This is a genomic window from Pseudomonas sp. MF4836 (assembly GCF_002018875.1).
Taxonomy (GTDB): domain Bacteria; phylum Pseudomonadota; class Gammaproteobacteria; order Pseudomonadales; family Pseudomonadaceae; genus Aquipseudomonas.
The window spans coordinates 465,626-486,573 of sequence record NZ_MVOL01000004.1; the positions used below are offsets into that span (position 1 = coordinate 465,626).

The following is a 20,948-nucleotide window of genomic DNA, read 5'->3' on the forward strand; positions in this document are numbered from 1 at the left end:
CCCCTTAGGAGACAACTCCATGAGCCTCAATATTTTCTGGTTCCTGCCTACCCACGGTGACGGCCATTACCTTGGCACCGCCGAAGGCGCACGGGCCGTCGATCACGGTTACCTGCAGCAGATTGCCCAGGCCGCCGATCGTCTTGGCTTTGGCGGGGTGCTGATCCCTACCGGACGTTCCTGCGAGGACTCCTGGCTGGTGGCCGCCTCGTTGATCCCCGTGACCCAGCGCCTGAAATTCCTGGTAGCCCTGCACCCCGGGATCATTTCCCCGACGGTGGCGGCGCGTCAGGCAGCGACCCTGGATCGCCTGTCCGGTGGCCGGGCGTTGTTCAACCTGGTGACGGGTGGCGATCCGGATGAATTGGCCGGCGATGGGTTGTTCCTGAGCCATGAAGAGCGTTACCAGGCTTCCGTGGAGTTCACCCGCATCTGGCGCCGGGTACTGGAAGGTGAAACCGTCGACTACGACGGCCAGCACATCAGTGTGAAGGGCGCCAAGCTGCTGTACCCGCCCATCCAGCAACCGCGCCCGCCGCTGTACTTTGGCGGTTCGTCGGAAGCGGCCCAGGATCTCGCGGCCGAGCAGGTGGAGATGGTCCTGACCTGGGGCGAGCCCCCGGCGGCGGTGGCCGAGAAGATCGAACAGGTGCGGGCCAAGGCGGCCAAGCTGGGGCGCACCGTGCGCTTTGGTATTCGCCTGCATGTGATCGTGCGTGAAACCAACGACGAAGCCTGGCAAGCCGCCGAGCGCCTGATTTCCCACCTGGACGACGACACCATCGCCCGGGCCCAGGCCTCGCTGGCGCGCTTTGATTCGGTTGGCCAGCAGCGCATGGCAGCCTTGCATGGCGGCAACCGCGACCAGCTGGAAGTCAGCCCCAACCTCTGGGCCGGCGTCGGCCTGGTGCGCGGTGGTGCCGGCACCGCCCTGGTCGGCGACGGGCCGACGGTGGCAGCGCGCATGCAGGAGTACGCGGACCTGGGCATCGACACCTTTATCTTCTCCGGTTACCCACACCTGGAAGAGGCTTATCGGGTTGCCGAACTGCTGTTCCCGCACCTGGATATCGAGCGTCCCGAATTGCCCAAAAGCAGCGGTTACGTGAGCCCGTTCGGCGAGATGGTGGCCAACGACATCCTTCCCAAAGCTGTGTCCCAGAGCTGAGCGCGGCCATGAACAGTCAAAACGTATTCCATCGGCTGGCGCCGTGGGCCTTGCCGGTATTGCTGCTGGCGGTGTGGCAGCTGTCGGTGTCGGCGGGCTGGTTATCGACGCGGATCCTGCCGGCACCGAGCGCCGTGATTGAAGCCGGGGTCAGCCTGATTCGCAGCGGCGAAATCTGGACCCACCTGGCCATCAGCGGCTGGCGCGCGGCGATCGGCTTCCTGATCGGCGGCGGCATCGGCCTGGCCCTGGGCTTTATCACCGGCCTGTCGAAGTGGGGCGAGCGCCTGCTGGACAGCTCGGTGCAGATGATTCGCAACGTGCCGCACCTGGCGCTGATCCCGCTGGTGATCCTGTGGTTCGGCATCGATGAGTCGGCAAAAATCTTCCTGGTGGCCTTGGGAACGTTGTTCCCGATCTACCTCAACACCTATCACGGCATCCGCAACGTCGATCCGGCGCTGGTGGAAATGGCCCGCAGCTACGGCCTGTCCGGCTTCAGCCTGTTCCGCCAGGTGATCCTGCCGGGTGCGTTGCCATCGATTCTGGTGGGGGTGAGGTTTGCCCTTGGCTTTATGTGGCTGACCCTGATCGTGGCGGAAACCATCTCTGCCAGCTCCGGCATCGGTTACCTGGCAATGAACGCCCGGGAATTCCTGCAGACCGACGTGGTGGTACTGGCGATCGTCCTGTACGCCGTGCTCGGCAAGCTGGCCGACCTGGCCGCCCGGGGCCTGGAACGTGTCTGGTTGCGTTGGCATCCGGCCTATCAAGTGGCTAAAGGCGGTGCGCAATGACGGCTCAACAACCTGCACGCCTGCTGCGCGGCATTCCGCTGGCAGTGCGCAAGCTGCAAAAGACTTTTGGCTCGCGCCAGGTGTTGCGCGAGGTCGACCTGCATATTCCGGCCGGGCAGTTCGTGGCCGTGGTCGGTCGCAGCGGCTGCGGCAAGAGCACCTTGCTGCGCCTCCTGGCCGGTCTCGACAAGCCCACGGCCGGCGAGCTGCTGGCGGGGTCGGCAGCGCTCAGTGAGGCGATTGAAGACACCCGGCTGATGTTCCAGGAGGCGCGCCTGCTGCCCTGGAAAAAAGTCATCGACAACGTCGGCCTTGGCCTCAAGGGCAACTGGCGTCCGCAGGCGTTGCAGGCCCTGGAGGCGGTCGGCCTGGCGGACCGGGCTCAGGAATGGCCAGCGGCGCTTTCCGGTGGGCAGAAGCAGCGCGTGGCCCTGGCCCGCGCCTTGATCCACCAGCCGCGCCTGCTGTTGCTGGATGAGCCCCTGGGTGCCCTGGACGCCTTGACCCGGATCGAGATGCAGCAGCTGATCGAAGGCCTGTGGCAAAAACATGGCTTCACGGTGTTGCTGGTCACCCATGACGTCAGCGAAGCGGTGGCCATTGCCGACCGCGTGATCCTGATCGAAGACGGTGAAGTCGGCCTCGACCTGCTGGTGGACCTGCCGCGCCCTCGGGCCCGTGGTTCGCATCGCCTGGCGGCGCTGGAAACCGAAGTCCTGAATCGTGTGCTGTCGCTGCCCGGGTCACCCCCGGAGCCGGAACCTGTTTCACCCTTGCCCACGCAATTACGCTGGGCACAGTAAGAGCAGCTGCACGTTGCAAGCGTCCAGCAGCAAGCAAGAGCACGGCGCTTTTACTTGCTGCTTGAAGCTCGCCACTTGCCGCTTATTTTCGACCCTAGGAGAAATCGCATGACTATCAAAGCCATCAACGTCCGTAACCAGTTCAAAGGCACCATCAAGGAAATCGTCGAAGGCGACGTGCTGTCGGAAATCGACGTGCAGACGGCCTCCGGCATCGTCACGTCGGTGATCACCACCCGTTCGGTCAAGGAGCTGGAGCTGGTGATCGGCAGCGAAGTGATCGCGTTCGTGAAATCCACCGAGGTGTCGATCGCCAAGTTGTGATCGCGGTGTTGAGACAGCCTCGACGGGTGTGAGCCCTTCGGGGCTTTTTTATGGGCGCCCGGGCAAGCGGCGGGTCACGCCTCGCGTTTGGCCAGGTACGGCGGCAGGTACAGCCCCAGATAGGCGTCGAACACGCGCATGCCTTCCTCGGCCATGCGCGGGGTGATCTGGCCGTGCTGTTGCACCGAGCGCGCATAGACCCGATCGCCCAGCTCCATGGCCAGGGCGAACACGTCGACATCGGTCGGCAGCGCCGGCAACTGGAAATGCTGATCGAACAGAGTGTGCATCAGGTCGCCCAGCTCAAGGTCGTGCTGGCGGTCGGCCTGGGTGACTTCGGTCAGGCCGTGCTGGGCGAGGATCAACTGACGGGCCGCGGCATCCTCGCTGTAGATGGCGAGCATGCGTTGCTCCACCAGGCGCGAGAGATCGCGCCAGCTGTGCAGGCGGGTGGTTTCGATGGGTTCTTGCAGGCAGGCGCGAAAGGCGGCGTGGACATCGGCGGTGAGGGCCTCCAGCAGCGCCGGGACGCTGGCGAAGAAGTGGTAGACCGACGACGGCGGGATCTGCGCCCGTTCCGCCACGCTGTAGATCGACAGGCTGGCCACGCCCTCGGCGGCCAGCAGGGTGCGGGCGGCATCGAGGATCGAGTCGATGCGGGCCTGGCTGCGAGCGCGGGGTTTGCGAAGGGGGGCGGGGCGGGTCATCGAAGTCTCCTCACTGGGCAGCGGGCATTGTACGAGCAGGGTGGAGTGTTGTCTGCCAGGACACCGTCGCGCACCGCCGCTGATGAAAGCGCCTAGTGGCGACCCATAAAAAAACGCCGCAGGCGCTGAAGCCTGCGGCGTTGTTTTTATCGCAACCGTTTACACGGTATGCAGGTACCAGTTGTATTCGAGGTCGGAGATGGAGTGTTCGAACTCCTCCAGCTCGCTCTCTTTACAGGCGACAAAGATATCGATGTATTTCGGGTCGATGTACTTGGCCATGACTTCGCTGTCGTCCAACTCGCGCAGTGCATCGCGCAGGTTGTTCGGCAGGCTTTGCTCGTTCTGCTCGTAGGAGTTGCCTTCAACCGGCGCCCCCGGCTCGATCTTGTTGGTCAGGCCGTGGTGCACGCCTGCGAGGACCGAAGCCATCAGCAGGTACGGGTTGGCGTCGGCGCCGGCTACGCGGTGTTCGATGCGCACGGCATCGGACGAACCGGTCGGCACGCGGATCGCCACGGTGCGGTTGTCCAGGCCCCAGCACGGCGAGTTCGGCACGTAGAACTGAGCGCCGAAACGACGGTACGAGTTGACGTTCGGGCAGAGGAAAGCCATCTGCGCCGGTAGGGTCTCGAGCACACCGCCGATCGCGTGACGCAATGCGGCGTTCTGCTCGGGATCCTCACTGGCAAAAATATTCTTGCCGTCTTTGTCCAGAATCGAAATGTGCACGTGCAGACCGTTGCCCGCCTGGCCCGGGTAAGGCTTGGCCATGAAGGTGGTGTCCATCTCATGGTCGTAGGCGATGTTCTTGATCAGGCGCTTGAGCAGTACTGCGTAGTCGCAGGCCTTGATCGGGTCGGCGACGTGGTGCAGGTTCACTTCGAACTGCGCCGGGGCACTTTCCTTGACGATGGCGTCAGCCGGGATGCCTTGCTCTTTCGCACCTTCCAGAATGTCCTGGAGGCAGTCGACGTATTCGTCGAGGTCGTCGATCAGGTAGACCTGTGTCGAGTGCGGGCGTTTGCCGGAGATCGGCGAGCGCGGCGGTTGAGGGCGGCCATTCACGTTCTCCTGGTCGATCAGGTAGAACTCCAGCTCGAACGCGGCGCAGATGGTCAGGCCCAGGTCATCGAATTTTGTAACGACTTGGCGCAACACTTCACGCGGGTCGGCGAAGAAAGGTTCGCCTTCGAGTTCGTGCATGGTCATTAACAGTTGCGCGGTGGGGCGCTTCTGCCACGGCTCGTTGCACAGGGTATCGGGGATCGGATAACAGATTCGGTCAGCATCGCCGATGTCCAGACCCAGGCCGGTGCTTTCCACCGTCGAGCCATTGATATCCAGAGCAAATAGAGAGGCCGGCAGGTTGATGCCTTTCTCGTAAACCTTGTGGAGGCTGGTGCGTTCGATGCGCTTGCCGCGCACCACACCATTCATATCCGCAATCAGAAGGTCAACGTACAGAACCTCAGGATGTTCCTTAAGGAACGCGTTCGCTTCGTTAAGCTGAACGGCACGCGGGGGTACCGACATGATGCAACACCTTTGTTGTTAAAAATATCAATCATTGATCTTTTCTGGTTTCAGTCAACCCGAACGGCATGCCGAAGTCAAGTGAGGCCTTTTACGCCCTAATAAAGCGCTTGCACGGCACTTTCGCGGCAAAACAGGGCGTTTTTCCGTCTTCAGCTACCTCCGGTACCGCAGGCTTGAGCGGGCCGTGTTGTATTTTTTACGGGGGTGTTGTGTAAAAAAATGAACAAGGCTAAGCTCGATTCAAACCCATAACAGCAATAATACCGGGGTGCTTCATGTCTCGCCTGCCGTTAATCGGCGTCACCGCCTGCACCAAGCAGGTCGGTCTGCATGCTTATCATATCAGTGGCGATAAGTACGTCCGCGCAGTTGCTGTTGCTGCCAAGGGCTTGCCATTGATTCTGCCAGCCCTGGCAGAGCTGCTCGACCCGAACGATATTATTGACGGTCTGGACGGCATTCTCTTTACCGGCTCCCCCTCCAATATCGAACCTTTTCATTACCAGGGCCAGGCCAGTGCGCCGGGTACTGCTCATGATTCTGCACGCGACGCCACCACCCTCCCGTTGATTCGTGCCGCCGTTGCGGCCGGAATTCCAGTGCTCGGCATCTGCCGCGGCTTTCAGGAAATGAACGTCGCCTTCGGCGGCAGCCTGCATCAGAACGTTCATCTGGTCGGCCCCTATATGGACCACCGCGAAGATCCCAGCCAGCCGCTGGAGGTGCAGTATGCCCCGGCTCATGCCGTGCATATCCAGGCCGGCGGCGTGCTGGCCGGCCTGGGCTTGCCGAGCGAGATCCAGGTCAACTCGATCCACGCCCAGGGCGTCGATCGCCCGGCCCCCGGCCTGCGGGTCGAGGCGGTAGCGCCCGACGGCTTGATCGAGGCGATTTCCGTGACGGCGGGCAAGGCTTTTGCTTTAGGCGTGCAATGGCATCCCGAATGGCAGGTAAGCTCCAACCCTCACTACCTGGCCATTTTCCGGGCCTTTGGTGAGGCCTGCCGCAAGCGGGCAACACAACGCGACGCCGATGCGTCACAAAACGCCTGACTTATAAGAGTCAGGAAACTCAGCCTAGAGGCATTTATGAGTAACAACCTCGACCAGCTCACCGATTGGTTGAAAGACCACAAGATCACAGAAGTCGAATGCATGATTGGCGATCTGACCGGTATCACCCGGGGCAAGATCTCGCCGACCAACAAGTTCATCGCCGAAAAAGGCATGCGCCTGCCCGAGAGCGTGCTTTTGCAGACGGTCACCGGCGACTATGTCGAAGACGACATCTATTACGAGCTGCTCGATCCTGCCGACATCGACATGATCTGCCGCCCTGACCAGAACGCCGTATTCCTCGTGCCCTGGGCCATCGAGCCCACGGCGCAGGTGATCCACGACACCTACGACAAGCAAGGCAACCCGATCGAGCTGTCGCCGCGCAACGTCTTGAAGAAAGTCCTGAAGCTCTACTCCGATCGCGGCTGGCAGCCCATCGTCGCTCCGGAGATGGAGTTCTACCTGACCAAGCGCTGCGAAGACCCGGACTTCCCGTTGCAGCCGCCCATCGGCCGCTCCGGTCGCCCGGAAACCGGCCGCCAGTCGTTCTCCATTGAAGCCGCCAACGAATTCGACCCGTTGTTCGAAGACGTCTACGACTGGTGCGAGCTGCAGGAACTGGACCTCGATACCCTGATTCACGAAGACGGCACGGCGCAGATGGAAATCAACTTCCGTCACGGCGATGCCCTGTCCCTGGCCGACCAGATCCTGGTGTTCAAACGCACCATGCGCGAGGCCGCGCTCAAGCACAATGTAGCGGCGACCTTCATGGCCAAGCCCATGACCGGCGAACCCGGCAGCGCCATGCACCTGCACCAGAGCATCATCGACATCGAGACCGGCAAGAACGTCTTCTCCAATGAAGACGGGACCATGAGCCAGCTGTTCCTGCACCACATCGGTGGTTTGCAGAAGCTGATTCCCGAGCTGTTGCCGCTGTTCGCACCGAACGTCAATTCGTTCCGCCGCTTCCTGCCCGATACGTCGGCGCCGGTGAACGTGGAGTGGGGCGAAGAGAACCGCACCGTCGGCCTGCGCGTACCGGATGCCGGCCCGCAGAACCGTCGTGTGGAAAACCGCCTGCCGGGGGCTGACGCCAACCCTTACCTGGCGATTGCCGCGAGCCTGCTCTGCGGTTTTATCGGCATGGTCGAGGGGATCAATCCGAGCGCGCCGGTGGTCGGTCGTGGTTACGAGCGCCGCAACCTGCGCCTGCCGCTGACCATCGAAGACGCGCTGGAGCGTATGGAAAACAGCGCCACCGTCGAAAAATACCTGGGTAAAAAATTCATCACTGGCTACGTCGCGGTCAAGCGGGCCGAGCATGAAAACTTCAAGCGCGTGATCAGCTCATGGGAGCGGGAATTCCTGCTGTTCGCCGTCTGACACACCGGGCGCCGCGGCCGCAAGCGGCGCCCAACTGACTCTAGGAGAGCCGTATGACCAGCAACAACCCGCAAACCCGTGAATGGCAAGCCCTCAGCAACGATCACCACCTGGCCCCCTTCAGCGATTTCAAGCAGCTGAAAGAGAAAGGCCCGCGGATTATCACCACCGCCAAGGGCGTGTACCTGTGGGACAGCGAAGGCAACAAGATCCTCGACGGCATGGCCGGCCTGTGGTGCGTGGCCATCGGTTACGGTCGCGATGAACTGGCGGATGCTGCCGCGAAGCAGATGAAAGAACTGCCGTACTACAACCTGTTCTTCCAGACCGCCCACCCGCCGGTGCTGGAGCTGTCCAAGGCCATCGCCGACATTGCCCCTGAAGGCATGAACCACGTGTTCTTCACCGGTTCCGGCTCCGAAGGCAACGACACCATGCTGCGTATGGTCCGCCACTACTGGGCGATCAAGGGCCAGCCGAACAAGAAAACCATCATCAGCCGGGTCAACGGCTATCACGGTTCCACCGTGGCCGGCGCGAGCCTGGGCGGCATGACTTACATGCACGAACAGGGCGACCTGCCGATCCCGGGCATTGTCCACATCCCGCAACCCTACTGGTTCGGCGAGGGTGGCGACATGAGCCCCGAAGAGTTCGGGGTCTGGGCCGCCAACCAGCTGGAAGAGAAGATTCTGGAAATCGGCGTGGATAACGTCGGTGCCTTTATTGCCGAGCCGATCCAGGGCGCCGGTGGCGTGATCGTTCCACCGGAAAGCTACTGGCCGCGCATCAAGGAAATCCTCGCCAAGTACGACATCCTGTTCGTCGCCGACGAGGTGATCTGCGGTTTCGGGCGTACCGGCGAATGGTTCGGCAGCGACTTCTACGACCTCAAGCCGGACATGATGACCATCGCCAAGGGCCTGACCTCGGGCTACATCCCGATGGGTGGCCTGATCGTGCGCGACGAAGTGGTCGCGGTGTTGAATGAAGGCGGTGATTTCAACCACGGCTTCACCTATTCCGGGCACCCGGTGGCGGCGGCCGTGGCCCTGGAAAACATTCGCATCATGCGCGATGAAAAAATTATCGAACGCGTTCATGCAGAAACGGCACCCTATTTGCAGAAACGTCTGCGCGAACTCAACGATCACCCCCTGGTGGGCGAAGTTCGTGGAGTGGGTCTGCTGGGCGCCATCGAGCTGGTTCAGGACAAGGCGACACGGGCGCGGTATGTGGGCAAGGGCGTCGGCATGATCTGCCGTCAGTTCTGCTTCGACAATGGCCTGATCATGCGCGCCGTGGGCGACACCATGATCATCGCTCCACCGCTGGTGATCAGCCACGCGGAGATCGATGAACTGGTGGCCAAGGCACGCAAGTGCCTGGATCTGACCTTGAGTGCGCTGCAAGGCTAAGTGCTAGGCTCTGGGCGGAGTATCTAGCGGTACTTTCGCCCTGAGCAGTTATAAAGGATGGGTCTTTCCTTGAAAGCCTGCCTTGGATCTTGCCAGACTACCCGCTGTTTTTAGTTGCTCGGGAATCGGCCGCCGGCTCTTGGTTAACAAGAATGTGGTTAAAAAGAATAATTGGAGCATTACGCATGAAGGCATTAGGTATGAAGATAGCTGGCAAGACCCTCCTCGCGATCTCCCTGATGGGCGCATTCGCTGGCGCAGCCCAGGCCGATGACAAGGTTCTGCACGTTTACAACTGGTCCGACTACATCGCGCCGGACACCATCAAGAAGTTTGAAACCGAATCCGGTATCAAAGTCGTGTACGACGTGTTCGACAGTAACGAAACCCTGGAAGCCAAGTTGTTGGCCGGCAAGTCCGGTTACGACATCGTGGTGCCGTCCAACAACTTCCTGGCCAAACAGATCAAGGCCGGTGTCTACCAAGAGTTGGACCGCTCCAAACTGCCTAATTGGAAAAACCTCAACGAATCCCTGCTCAAGGCCGTGTCCGTCAGCGACCCGGGCAACAAACACGCATTCCCTTACATGTGGGGCTCGATCGGTATCGGCTTCAATGCCGAGAAGGTCAAGGCTGCATTGGGCGCCGATGCACCGACCAACTCCTGGGACCTGCTGTTCAAGCCTGAGAACGCAGCCAAGTTGAAATCGTGCGGCATCAGCTTCCTCGATTCGCCAACCGAGATGATTCCGGTGGCACTGCACTACCTGGGCTATCCAACCGACAGCCAGGACAAGAAACAACTGGCCGAAGCTGAAGCACTGTTCCTGAAGATCCGTCCTTCGATCGGCTACTTCCACTCTTCCAAGTACATCTCTGACCTGGCCAACGGCAACATCTGCGTCGCGGTCGGTTACTCGGGCGATATCTACCAGGCCAAGTCCCGTGCTGCCGAAGCCGGTGACAAGGTGAAAGTCAGCTACAACATTCCGAAAGAAGGTGCTGGCAGCTTCTACGACATGGTCGCCATCCCGAAAGATGCGGAAAACGTCGAAGGCGCCTACAAGTTCATGACCTTCCTGCAGAAGCCGGAAATCATGGCCGAGATCACCAACGCCGTGCGTTTCCCCAACGGTAACGCGGCTGCAACCGCCCTGGTCGATAAAGACATCACCAGCGATCCAGGCATCTACCCGCCAGCGGACGTGCAGGCCAAGTTGTATGCGATTGCCGACTTGCCAGCCGCGACCCAGCGGATCCTGACGCGCAGCTGGACCAAGATCAAATCCGGTAAATAACGCAAACCTGTAGCCGCTGCCCAAGGCCGCGATGGCCCCGAAAGGGGCCTGGCGCTGATGAAAGCAGGGTTTTCTTCGTCAGCGCTGGCAGCCTGCCAGCAGCGGCTACATCGGTTTTGCCGTAATTAAATGACAGAAAGTTTTGCTGGAACGGTTTATCGAGGGTAAGTTGCGCGCCGGTTTTGTTGCCGGGCAGCTTCGGGCTGTCATGTGACACGGGGCAACTTGGGCCCAACTATTTAGAGGACCTCCACTTGCCTATTTCTTTATTTCGCAAAGCCTTGCTGGTCGGCGCCGGGCTGACGCTGGCCGTCAGTGTCCAGGCAGCACCTACCGTGCATATTTATAACTGGTCCGACTATATCGGTCAGAGCACTCTGGCGGACTTTGAAAAAGCCACGGGCATCAAGCCGGTCTATGACGTGTTCGACTCCAATGAAACCCTGGAAGGCAAGTTGCTGGCCGGGCATACCGGCTATGACGTGGTGGTGCCGTCCAATCACTTCCTGGGCAAGCAGATCAAGGCCGGGGCTTTTCAAAAGCTCGACAAGGCGCAGTTGAGCAACTATTCCAACCTCGACCCGGTGCTGCTCAAGCGCCTGGAGAAGAACGACCCGGGCAACCAGTACGCCGTGCCTTACCTGTGGGGCACTAACGGCATCGGCTACAACGTGGAGAAGGTCAAGGCCGCACTGGGCGTCGACAAGATCGATTCCTGGGCCATGCTGTTCGAGCCGGAAAACATCAAGAAGCTGTCCAGCTGCGGCGTGGCCTTCCTCGATTCGGCAGATGAAATGCTGCCGGCGGTGCTCAACTACATGGGTCTGTCGCCCAACAGCCAGAACCCCGAAGACTACAAGAAGGCCGAAGCCAAGTTGCTGGCCGTGCGCCCTTACGTGACGTACTTCAACTCATCCAAGTACATCTCCGACCTGGCCAATGGCGAGATCTGCGTCGCCGCCGGTTTCTCCGGTGATGTATTTCAGGCCAAGGCCCGTGCGGCAGAGGCCGGCAAGGGCGTGGAAATCGCCTACGTGATCCCCAAGGAAGGCGGCAACCTCTGGTTCGACATGCTGGCCATCCCGCGGGATGCCGGCAACGTCAAGGAAGCCCATGCCTTTATCAATTACCTGCTCAAGCCTGAGGTCATCGCTCAGGTCAGCGACGCCGTCGGTTACGCCAACCCCAACCCCAAGGCGGGCGAGCTGATGGACCAGGCAGTACGAACCGACGAGGCGGTTTACCCAGCGCAAGCCATCGTCGACAAGCTGTACGTCAACTCCGAGTTGCCGCCCAAGATTCAACGTCTCATGACCCGTAGCTGGACCAAGGTCAAGTCGGGTAAGTAGCTTCAAAGGCTCAAACTATCCAAGGCTCGCCTGTATCGGGCGAGCTGCAAATTTTGTTGGGAGTTTCGCAAATGGCTGTTGCCTCCGGCGCCTACAAGAAAGCCCTCGAGGGCGACCAGACACCTAAGCAGGTGTTGGTCAAAATCGACCGGGTCACGAAGAAGTTCGACGAGACGATTGCCGTGGACGACGTGTCCCTGGAAATCAAGAAAGGCGAAATCTTCGCCTTGCTCGGCGGATCGGGTTCGGGCAAATCCACCTTGCTGCGCATGCTCGCAGGCTTCGAGCGGCCGACCGAGGGGCGAATCTTCCTCGATGGCGTGGACATCACCGACATGCCGCCCTACGAGCGGCCGATCAACATGATGTTCCAGTCCTATGCGTTGTTCCCGCACATGACCGTGGCCCAGAACATTGCCTTCGGCCTCAAGCAGGACAAGATCCCGGCGGCGGAAGTCGACGCCCGGGTCGCGGAAATGCTCAAGCTGGTGCAGATGAGCCAATACGCCAAGCGCAAGCCGCACCAGCTTTCCGGTGGCCAGCGCCAGCGCGTGGCCCTGGCTCGCTCCCTGGCCAAGCGTCCGAAACTGCTGCTGCTCGATGAGCCGATGGGCGCCCTGGACAAGAAACTGCGCTCGCAGATGCAACTGGAGCTGGTGGAGATCATCGAGCGCGTCGGCGTGACCTGCGTGATGGTGACCCACGACCAGGAAGAGGCCATGACCATGGCCGAACGCATCGCCATCATGCACCTGGGCTGGATCGCGCAGATCGGCAGCCCGATCGACATCTACGAAACCCCGGTCAGCCGCCTGGTCTGCGAGTTCATCGGCAACGTCAACATCTTCGAAGGCGAAGTGATCGACGACGCCGAAGGCCACGCAACCATCACCTGCAAAGACCTGGATCGCCAGATCTACGTCGGCCACGGCATCAGCACCTCGGTGCAGGACAAGTCGGTGACCTACGCGATTCGCCCGGAAAAACTGCTGGTCACTGCCGAAATGCCGACCTGCGAATACAACTGGTCCAGCGGCAAGGTGCACGACATCGCCTACCTGGGCGGACACTCGGTGTTCTACGTCGAACTGCCGAGCGGCAAGCTGGTGCAGTCGTTCGTGGCCAACGCCGAGCGCCGCGGCGCCCGTCCGACCTGGGGTGACCAGGTCTACGTCTGGTGGGAAGACGACAGCGGCGTGGTACTTCGCTCATGAACATGCGAAAGCTCAAGCGCCGACTCAATCGAATAATTCCCGGTGGCCGTCAATTGGTCATCGGGGTCCCGTTCATCTGGCTGTTCCTGTTTTTCATGCTGCCGTTCTTCATCGTCCTGAAGATCAGCTTCGCTGAAGCCGATGTGGCCATCCCGCCGTACACCGAGATCTACAGCTACGTCGACCAGAAGGTGCAGCTGCTGCTGAACCTGGGCAACTACTCGATGCTGGGCGACGACGAGCTGTACATCGCCGCCTACCTCGGCTCGCTGAAGATGGCGTTTTTCAGCACCATCCTCTGCCTGCTGATTGGCTACCCGATGGCCTACGGCATCGCCACGGCACGCAAAGAGATCCAGACCGTGCTGGTGTTGCTGATCATGATGCCGACCTGGACCGCGATCCTGATCCGCGTCTATGCCTGGATGGGCATCCTCAGCAACAACGGCCTGCTCAACGGCATCCTGATGGGCATGGGCTGGATCAACGAACCGCTGCAGATCCTCAACACCAACATCGCGGTGTACATCGGCGTGGTCTATTCCTACCTGCCGTTCATGATCCTGCCGCTGTACGCGAACCTGGTGAAGCATGACCACAGCCTGCTGGAAGCCGCGTCGGACCTGGGTTCAAGCACCTTCAACAGCTTCTGGAAGATCACCATCCCACTGTCCAAGAACGGCATCATCGCCGGCTGCATGCTGGTGTTCATCCCGGTGGTGGGCGAGTTCGTGATCCCGGAACTGCTGGGCGGCCCGGAAACCCTGATGATCGGTAAAGTGCTCTGGCAAGAGTTCTTCAACAACCGTGACTGGCCGGTGGCGTCGGCCCTGGCGGTGGTGATGCTGGCGATCCTGATTGTGCCGATCATCCTCTTCAACCGTAGTCAGGCCAAAGAGATGGAGGGCAAAGAATGAAGCGCTTCAGTTTTTCTACCCTGATGCTGGTGCTCGGCTTGCTGTTCATCTACCTGCCGATGCTGATCCTGGTGATCTACTCGTTCAACGCCTCGAAGCTGGTGACGGTCTGGGGCGGCTGGTCGATCAAGTGGTACGTCGGCCTGCTGGACAACACCCAACTGATGGGCTCGGTCCTGCGCTCCCTGGAGATCGCCTGCTATACGGCGATCGCTGCGGTGGCGCTGGGGACCCTGGCGGCGTTCGTGCTGACTCGGATCACCCACTTCAAGGGTCGCACGCTGTTCGGCGGCCTGGTGACCGCGCCGCTGGTGATGCCCGAAGTGATCACCGGTCTGTCGCTGTTGCTGCTGTTCGTGGCCATGGCACAGATGATCGGCTGGCCCCAGGAACGTGGCCTGGTGACCATCTGGATCGCCCACACCACCTTCTGCTCGGCCTATGTGGCGGTGGTGGTGTCGGCGCGCCTGCGGGAGCTGGACCTGTCCATCGAAGAGGCGGCCATGGACCTTGGGGCACGGCCGTGGAAGGTGTTCTTCCTGATCACCATCCCGATGATCGCGCCCTCGCTGGCAGCCGGCGGCATGATGTCGTTCGCCCTGTCCCTGGATGACCTGGTACTGGCCAGCTTCGTTTCCGGCCCGGGTTCCACCACCTTGCCGATGGAAGTGTTCTCGGCGGTGCGCCTGGGGGTCAAACCGGAAATCAACGCCGTGGCCAGCCTGATTCTGCTGGCGGTGTCCCTGGTGACCTTCCTGGTCTGGTTCTTCAGCCGCCGCGCCGAAGAAGCGCGCAAACGTGCGATCCAGCAGGCCATCGAAGAAAGCGCGGCCGATTCCTGGAAACAGCCTGACGTCCGTCGGGCCCAGGCGCCGGAAGCCGTTTAAGCCCCAGCGATGCAATAAACGCCCCTGTCGAAGGGGCGTTTTTGTTTCTGCCGTTAGCCCCTGCTCAAGAGCTCCAGGGCGACTGGCGGATCACCTCGACAAAATTCAGCGGCTTGAAACCGGGCTCGCTGTCCACCAACACATCGGCGTTCACCGTGCCGAAGGTGGTCAAGGGCTTGTGTTTGAAGCCCTCGGCGAACGCACAGAGGATGCATTCCTTGAAGCCTTCGCCCCGTGGGTGCGCGTGAACCACGGCCTCGCGTTGCGCGGCAGGAAAGGCCGCGTAGTCGATGCCCAGCACGTCCATCTCCACACCGGCGGTGACCAGCGCCACGTTCGGCCGCAAATGCTGGGTGACCCCTGGCGTGGTGTGCAGGGCGATGGACAGCCAGACCTGCTCGAGATCATCGTCGTTCAGGCCGTAAGGCTGGAGGAAGGCCTTGGCTGCATTGGCGCCGTCCACTTCAAAACGTTGGTCGGCACTGCGCTGGCCTTGGACCAGGCCCAGGTCGTGGAACATCGCGCCGACGTACAGCAACTCCGGGTTGTAGGCCAGTTGTCGGCGTTCGCCACTCAGGGCGCCGAACAGGAACACCCGCCGCGAGTGGTGGTACAGCAGGTCGGGCTCGAGGTCGCGGATGTATTCGGTGGTGGCCCGGGCCAGGGCGCTGTCGGGGATCGGGATGCCGGCGATGCGGTTGCTCATGGGGTGGTCCTCGGGGGCGGGCGCCGGTGTGGCGCTGATCGATCCAGTCTGTTCCCGAGCCCCAGGGCCGACAATCGAGCCATGGCTGCGATCCCGGCCAATCGGCGTGCATTTCGTGCCAGCTCGCTTACTGGCCGGTGATTCGCTAGGGTTATGCCCCTTCGCCCCAGGCTGGCATCCAGCCTCTGGTCCGCCCTTCAACTCCCGGCAGGTGATCGATCCCATGGGCAAAAGCGTTGCCATCATCGTATTTCCCGGGGTGCAGTCCCTGGACGTCACCGGCCCCATGGATGTGTTTGCCGAGGCCAATCGTTTCCTGGCCCCCGAGGCCCACTACCGGTTGCAGGTCATCGGCGTCGAGCGCGGCCTGCTGGCTTGTTCCAATGGGTTGACGCTGCAGGCGCACCGGCATTTCAGCGAAGCCGACGCTCACTACGACCTGCTGCTGGCGGCGGGCGGGCCGCAGTTGCCGTTTCTGGATTTCGGCCCGCAGTTCGATGCCTGGCTGCGGCAGGCGAGCCTGGGCGCCGGCGGCTTTGGCTCGATCTGCAATGGCGCGTTCATGCTGGCTCGGGCCGGTCTGCTGGAGGGGCGCACGGTCACCACCCACTGGAACGATGCCACGGCCCTGGCGGCGCTCTGTCCCTCGGCCCGGGTCGAGGCCGATCGGCTATATGTGCAGGACGGCGAGCTGTTCACCTCGGCCGGGGTGACGGCCGGGATCGATTTGTCGCTGTACCTGCTGGCCCGTGATCACGGCGCCGAAGTGGCCCTGAGCGTGGCCAAGCGCCTGGTGGTGTTCACCCAGCGCGCGGGCGGGCAGTCGCAGTTCAGTCCGTTCCTCACGCCCCATGCCGAAGCGACCTCGGCAGTGGCGCTGGTGCAGCACTACGTGCTGGCCAACCTCAATGGCGACCTGAACATCGCCGACCTGGCGCGAGCGGCCAACATGAGCGCGCGCAACTTTTCCCGAGTCTTTGCCCGGGAGGCCAAGGTCACTCCGGCGGAGTTCGTCGAGCGCGCACGGCTGGACGCGGCACGGGTGATGCTCGAAAGCACCCGCGCGCCGCTCAAGACCGTGGCCTATCAGTGCGGCTTCCGCGATGCCCAGCACATGCGCAGCGTTTTCAACCGCCGCCTGGGGGTAACGCCGCAGCAGTTTCGCCTGAACTTCGCCGCGCCGGCCTGAGTGACCGGCGCCGGGCTTCAGTGTGCCGGACGTGCTGGCAGCAGTTTCAGGGTGCTGCGGGTATTGGCGACGACTTCTTCTTCGCTGAAGTGCGCCTGCTGGTAGACCCCTTCGATATAGGCTTCGGCCTGGTCCTGGTAGTGCTTGTCGAAGGGCACGCCGCTTTGCCCGACCGGGTTGATGGTCAGGCTGTGGGCCGCGTCGGCGAAGTCGATGATGCGGCGGGTCGACGGGCCGTAAGTCACCGGCCAGGGCGCCGGGCCAATTTTCGAGGTCTGGTTGTTCGGCACTTCGTGGGCACCGGGCGCGGCAAACGGGCCGACATTGAGCACCCGCTCCAGGGGCTTCTGCGTGCCCAGCGGGTGGCCGTGGGTCAAGGTGTGGGCATCGCCCCAGCGCCATTGCGCCGGATCGTCGCCCAGGGTGCGCTTGAGGTGGTCGATGCTGGCGCGCCAGGCCAGCTTGAGGGTGTGGGCGCGGGTTTCCCGTTGCGGCGTCAGGCGGTTGTCCCACCACGGCGAGTTGGCGTCGGCGGTCAGGCGCGGCAGGGCGGCATCGATGACGCGGGTGGTGAGCAGGGTGTCGAACAGCGAGTCACCCAATTTTTCATGGAAGACCGCATTGGTCAGCTCGAACAGCAACTGGTTGAACAGGGTGGCGCTGGTGGACTGCAGCGGGTAGTCGCCCGGCCATTGCGCCAGTTGCTCCACCAGTTTCAGTTCCTGGGGATCGCTGACCAGGCTGCGCAGCTCCGGCAGCAGCGGAGCCAGTAAACGCGGACCGTAGGCGGTGGTGGTGCCCAGTTGCAGCTTCTGGCTGGCGTCGATGTCCCACTTCACGGTTTTGTCACTGAGTTGCCGATCCAGCTGCTGGCCACGGTCGGACAGGTTGTAGTACCCGGGGATCTCCATCCCGCTGGGCGACACCGGCTGGAAGTTGGCCGACACGATGTAGCCGCGTGCCGGGTTCTCCTCCTGGGGGTTGGCGCTGAACGGGTAGAAGCCGTCCTTGTCGGCCTGCACGCTGCTGCCGTCGAGGATAAAACCCGGGGTGGCCCCCAGCGGACGCTTGGGCAGCAGGGCCGCGGCCCACCAGCCGATATCGCCACGGGCGTTGGCCCAGACGATATTCAGGCCGGGCGCCTGGACCTTGCTCGCGGCGTTGCGGGCCTTGGCCAGGGTGTCGGCGCGGTTGAGCTGGTAGAAACCTTCGAGGATCGGGTTGGGGGTTTCCAGAAACGCCCACCACATGGCGATCGGTGTCTGGCCGGCGTTGGCGCCAAGGGCGTCGTTGACGATCGGACCATGGGGCGACTGGCGCAGCACCAGGGTCACCGGGGCCTGGCCCTTGACCGCGATCTGTTGCTCGCTGCTGATGAGGTCGACCCACTGATCGTGGTAGCGCACCTGGTTGGGGTTGTCCGGGTTGACCTTCTCCGCGATCAGATCGAGGTCGTCGTTCTGGAACATGGTCAGGCTCCAGCCGAAATCCAGGTTGTGCCCGAGGAACGCGAAGGGCACCAGGGCCTGGTGGTGGCCATAGAGCTCGAAGCCCGGCGCCGAAAGCTGCGCCTCATACCACACCGCAGGCACCGAGAAGCGGATGTGCGGGTCTCCGGCGAGCAATGGCTTGCCGCTTTTGGTGCGGTTGCCGGCGATCGCCCAGGCATTGCTGCCCTCGAACTGCGGCAGGCCGGCCTCTTCCAGGGCCTGGCGGCTGAGTTGGGCGAGGGCGCCCAGGCCTTGCCAGTCGCGGGCGGAAAGGGCTGGGGCCGGTGGGTTCTTGTGGCTTGCCAGCACGCCTTTGGGCTGCCAGTCGAGGTCGAAGACTTTCAGGTAGTCACTGCCCAGTTGATCGCGCACATAGGTCAGCACCGGCTCGGTGCGAAAGGCAGCGGCAAAGCTGTAGGCCATGTAGCCGGCGACGCTGATGGTGTCTTCGGCGGTGAAGGGCCGCTTGGGGATGCCCAGCACGTCGAACTCGATCGGGCTGGCGTGGCTGTCCTGATAGTGGTTGATGCCGTCCAGATAGGCTTGCAGCGCCTTCCAGGCCGGCGACTCCCGATCCAGCGCCGCCACATAGCTGGCTGCCCGTTCGCGAATGCGCAGGCTGCGAAACAGTTTGTCGGTGTCCAGCAGCTTGGGCCCGAGCACCTCGGCCAGTTCGCCGCGGGCCAGGCGGCGCATGGCTTCCATCTGGAACAGGCGGTCCTGGGCGTGGACATAGCCGAGGGCGCGGTACAGGTCGGTTTCGTTCTCGGCGCGGATATGCGGTATGCCGCGCTCGTCATAGCGCACGGTGACCGAGCCCTGGAGGCCTGCCAGTTCGACCTGGCCCTGGCGTGAAGGCTGCTTGCTGTACAGGTACCCGCCGGCCCCGGCGGCAAGGGCGAGGATCAACACGGCGAGTACGCGCAAGCTGCGTTTCATGGAGGCTCCTGGTTCGATCTTCGAATGCCGTCCGGCTGGACCGCAGACATTTAGCACGGCCCGTCGACGGCTGGGCAGCCCTGTCCTTGAAAAGTCGGGAATGCCCTAGTTCAGAGGGTTCACCGGCCATGGACAATAGCAGCCCACCGCCAGGGTGTGGGTCGCGTCGACCGCGCGTCCTTGATGCAGGGCCTGCAGGATGGGTTCGATAAAGCTGTTGCTGGAGTTGCAGGTCAGGCCTTCGCTGTAGGGGCCGAAGTACGCCAGCTTGCCGTTGCGGTCCCAGATCGCCACGGCCGGGCTGGCGGGGATCTGCTCGGCGCCGGGCAGCGCGGCGATGGGCTTGAGTGCGCTCAGGGTGGCGGGGAGCTGGCCATGGCTGCCGGGCTTTTGCACGGCGTAGAACTCCACGCCCAGGGGGCCGAAGTGTTCGATCAATTCGCCCAGGTGCTGCTGGTTGCCGACATTGCATGGGCAGGCCGGGTCCCAGAAGTGCACCAGGCGGATCGCGCCGGGGCCGGCCAGTTCGGCGGGCAGTTGCAGCGGGTCGCCGGAAAACACCGCGGTGTGTTCGCTGAAGGCGCGCAGGTAGCGGCCCTGGAACCAGTCGTAGGCTGCCCACAGCACCCCGGCGCAGATGAGTGCAAGCAGGCTGGCAAGGAGTGTCGTGCGGTAAGGCTTGGGCATGCGGATCGGTCCTCGAGGTCGCGTAGCTTGCCATGCTTGCCGCGACAGATGAATATCGCAGGCCCATAAAGCCTGTTTTGCGCTTCGCGCCACCTTTGGAAAGCCCTATGCCTGCGACGTTCGACCCCGATCAATTGCGTGCCAGCCTGCAACCGTTGGCTGCCGCGCAGCCACTGTCGGCGCAGGCGCGGGCCTATCAGCGCTTCTACGGGCTGGATTTTGCCCAGCGTGCGACGCCGTTCCGTTGCCGCTTGGGGCGGTTTGAAGTGCCGGGGTTTGAAGTGGTCAGTCAGGTCTGGTGGCCGGAAAATCCGGTGGCGACCCTGTTTCTGTACCACGGCTATTACGACCACATGGGCCTGTACCGGCACGTGATCGAGTGGGCCCTGGAGCATCAGTTCGTGGTGATTGCCTGCGATTTGCCGGGGCACGGGCTGTCCAGCGGCGAGCGCGCCAGCATCGATGATTTCGCGGTGTACCAGGCGGTGGTGCAAGGGTTGTTTGCCGAGGCGCGGTCCCTGGATTTGCCCCAACCCTGGCATCTGTTCGGGCAGAGTACCGGTGGCGCAATCGTGGTTGATCATTTGCTGCATCAGGGTGAGCAGAGTCCTGCCCAGGGCCGGGTGATCCTGCTGTCACCCTTGGTGCGGCCGCGCTCCTGGGGTTGGTCGATGCTCAGCTATTACCTGCTCAAACCCTTCGTCAGCGGGATTGCCCGGCGCTTCAGCGAGAACACCAACGATCCCGATTTCATGCCGTTCCTGCAGGCCGACCCCTTGCAGCCGCAGCGCCTGCCAACGGCCTGGGTCGGCGCCTTGTCGCGCTGGATCAAACGCCTGGAAGCCGCGCCCCGCAGCCCCCGGCGCCCGTTGATCGTGCAGGGCGAACAGGACATGACGGTGGATTGGCGACACAACCTGCAGGTGATCTGCGGCAAATTCGATCAGCCCCAGGTACTGATGCTGCCGCGTGCGCGACATCACCTGGCCAATGAAACCCCTGAATTTCGCGAGCAGTATTTCGCCTTCCTCGACCAGCACCTGTAGGCGCTGCGGCAGGTCCTTTGGGG

At 62.3% G+C, this 20,948-nt stretch carries 19 protein-coding genes; 14 read left to right on the forward strand and 5 right to left on the reverse strand.

What is annotated here, in order from left to right; all coding sequences use genetic code 11:
- The first annotated feature begins 19 nt into the window (after positions 1-19).
- The 4 genes from ssuD (at position 20) to MF4836_RS12355 (ending at position 3,092) form a co-directional block, all read left to right on the forward strand.
- Positions 20-1,168, forward strand: a complete 1,149-nt coding sequence (ssuD, locus tag MF4836_RS12340; RefSeq protein WP_078470545.1) for an FMNH2-dependent alkanesulfonate monooxygenase — start codon at positions 20-22, stop codon at positions 1,166-1,168.
- An 8-nt stretch (positions 1,169-1,176) separates the two neighbouring features.
- Positions 1,177-1,965 carry an aliphatic sulfonate ABC transporter permease SsuC gene (gene ssuC, locus MF4836_RS12345; RefSeq protein WP_020295900.1) on the forward strand — a complete coding sequence of 263 codons (789 nt, stop codon included), beginning with the start codon at positions 1,177-1,179 and terminating at the stop codon, positions 1,963-1,965.
- Positions 1,962-2,768 carry an aliphatic sulfonates ABC transporter ATP-binding protein gene (ssuB, locus tag MF4836_RS12350; RefSeq protein WP_078470546.1) on the forward strand — a complete coding sequence of 269 codons (807 nt, stop codon included), beginning with the start codon at positions 1,962-1,964 and terminating at the stop codon, positions 2,766-2,768. Before ssuC ends, ssuB begins: the two co-directional genes overlap by 4 nt.
- Before the next feature lie 108 nt (positions 2,769-2,876).
- A complete protein-coding gene (locus tag MF4836_RS12355) occupies positions 2,877-3,092 on the forward strand; it encodes a TOBE domain-containing protein (RefSeq protein ID WP_003213899.1) in 216 nt (71 codons plus the stop codon).
- 74 nt (positions 3,093-3,166) lie between these two features.
- Here MF4836_RS12355 and MF4836_RS12360 read toward each other — a convergent pair whose 3' ends face one another.
- Both MF4836_RS12360 and MF4836_RS12365 read right to left on the reverse strand, forming a co-directional pair.
- On the reverse strand, positions 3,167-3,799 hold the full coding sequence (locus MF4836_RS12360) for a TetR/AcrR family transcriptional regulator (RefSeq protein WP_020295898.1): 633 nt from the start codon (positions 3,797-3,799) through the stop codon (positions 3,167-3,169).
- A 159-nt stretch (positions 3,800-3,958) separates the two neighbouring features.
- Positions 3,959-5,335: a glutamine synthetase family protein gene (locus tag MF4836_RS12365; RefSeq protein WP_020295897.1), complete on the reverse strand. Its 1,377-nt coding sequence runs from the start codon at positions 5,333-5,335 to the stop codon at positions 3,959-3,961.
- A gap of 278 nt (positions 5,336-5,613) precedes the next feature.
- On the opposite strand from MF4836_RS12365, the gene MF4836_RS12370 reads away from it, so the two are divergent.
- The 8 genes from MF4836_RS12370 (at position 5,614) to MF4836_RS12405 (ending at position 14,868) form a co-directional block, all read left to right on the forward strand.
- Entirely contained in the window at positions 5,614-6,390 is a 777-nt protein-coding gene (locus MF4836_RS12370; protein ID WP_078470547.1) for a gamma-glutamyl-gamma-aminobutyrate hydrolase family protein, read from the forward strand.
- A gap of 36 nt (positions 6,391-6,426) precedes the next feature.
- Positions 6,427-7,785: a glutamine synthetase family protein gene (locus MF4836_RS12375; RefSeq protein WP_078470548.1), complete on the forward strand. Its 1,359-nt coding sequence runs from the start codon at positions 6,427-6,429 to the stop codon at positions 7,783-7,785.
- Between the two features lie 53 nt (positions 7,786-7,838).
- On the forward strand, positions 7,839-9,203 hold the full coding sequence (locus MF4836_RS12380; RefSeq protein ID WP_078470549.1) for an aspartate aminotransferase family protein: 1,365 nt from the start codon (positions 7,839-7,841) through the stop codon (positions 9,201-9,203).
- A gap of 200 nt (positions 9,204-9,403) precedes the next feature.
- Complete coding sequence (locus MF4836_RS12385) at positions 9,404-10,501, forward strand: polyamine ABC transporter substrate-binding protein (RefSeq protein WP_078470550.1); 1,098 nt, start codon at positions 9,404-9,406, stop codon at positions 10,499-10,501.
- 254 nt (positions 10,502-10,755) lie between these two features.
- On the forward strand, positions 10,756-11,850 hold the full coding sequence (locus tag MF4836_RS12390; protein ID WP_078470551.1) for a polyamine ABC transporter substrate-binding protein: 1,095 nt from the start codon (positions 10,756-10,758) through the stop codon (positions 11,848-11,850).
- Positions 11,851-11,921: 71 nt separating this feature from the next.
- Positions 11,922-13,064 carry an ABC transporter ATP-binding protein gene (locus MF4836_RS12395; RefSeq protein ID WP_020295891.1) on the forward strand — a complete coding sequence of 381 codons (1,143 nt, stop codon included), beginning with the start codon at positions 11,922-11,924 and terminating at the stop codon, positions 13,062-13,064.
- 35 nt (positions 13,065-13,099) lie between these two features.
- Positions 13,100-13,981 carry an ABC transporter permease subunit gene (locus MF4836_RS12400; protein WP_177326759.1) on the forward strand — a complete coding sequence of 294 codons (882 nt, stop codon included), beginning with the start codon at positions 13,100-13,102 and terminating at the stop codon, positions 13,979-13,981.
- Positions 13,978-14,868, forward strand: coding sequence for an ABC transporter permease subunit (locus MF4836_RS12405; RefSeq protein WP_020295889.1), 891 nt, complete (start codon positions 13,978-13,980; stop codon positions 14,866-14,868). The genes MF4836_RS12400 and MF4836_RS12405 overlap by 4 nt, the downstream gene beginning before the upstream one ends.
- Positions 14,869-14,932: 64 nt before the next feature.
- On the opposite strand, the gene MF4836_RS12410 is transcribed toward MF4836_RS12405, so the two are convergent.
- Positions 14,933-15,574, reverse strand: a complete 642-nt coding sequence (locus tag MF4836_RS12410) for an HD domain-containing protein (RefSeq protein WP_078470552.1) — start codon at positions 15,572-15,574, stop codon at positions 14,933-14,935.
- A 223-nt stretch (positions 15,575-15,797) separates the two neighbouring features.
- Between MF4836_RS12410 and MF4836_RS12415 the strand changes: the two genes are divergently transcribed.
- Positions 15,798-16,763 (forward strand): GlxA family transcriptional regulator, encoded by a 966-nt coding sequence (locus MF4836_RS12415; RefSeq protein WP_078470553.1) that lies wholly within the window; start codon positions 15,798-15,800, stop codon positions 16,761-16,763.
- Positions 16,764-16,780: 17 nt separating this feature from the next.
- Here the strand turns inward: MF4836_RS12415 and MF4836_RS12420 are convergent, their stop codons facing one another.
- Together MF4836_RS12420 and MF4836_RS12425 are read right to left on the reverse strand one after the other, a co-directional pair.
- Positions 16,781-19,192, reverse strand: a complete 2,412-nt coding sequence (locus MF4836_RS12420; RefSeq protein WP_078470554.1) for a penicillin acylase family protein — start codon at positions 19,190-19,192, stop codon at positions 16,781-16,783.
- Between the two features lie 105 nt (positions 19,193-19,297).
- Positions 19,298-19,879 (reverse strand): DUF6436 domain-containing protein, encoded by a 582-nt coding sequence (locus MF4836_RS12425; RefSeq protein ID WP_078470555.1) that lies wholly within the window; start codon positions 19,877-19,879, stop codon positions 19,298-19,300.
- Between the two features lie 107 nt (positions 19,880-19,986).
- Here MF4836_RS12425 and MF4836_RS12430 point away from each other — a divergent pair, with 107 nt between their 5' ends.
- On the forward strand, positions 19,987-20,925 hold the full coding sequence (locus tag MF4836_RS12430) for an alpha/beta hydrolase (RefSeq protein WP_078470556.1): 939 nt from the start codon (positions 19,987-19,989) through the stop codon (positions 20,923-20,925).
- Positions 20,926-20,948: the final 23 nt, after the last annotated feature.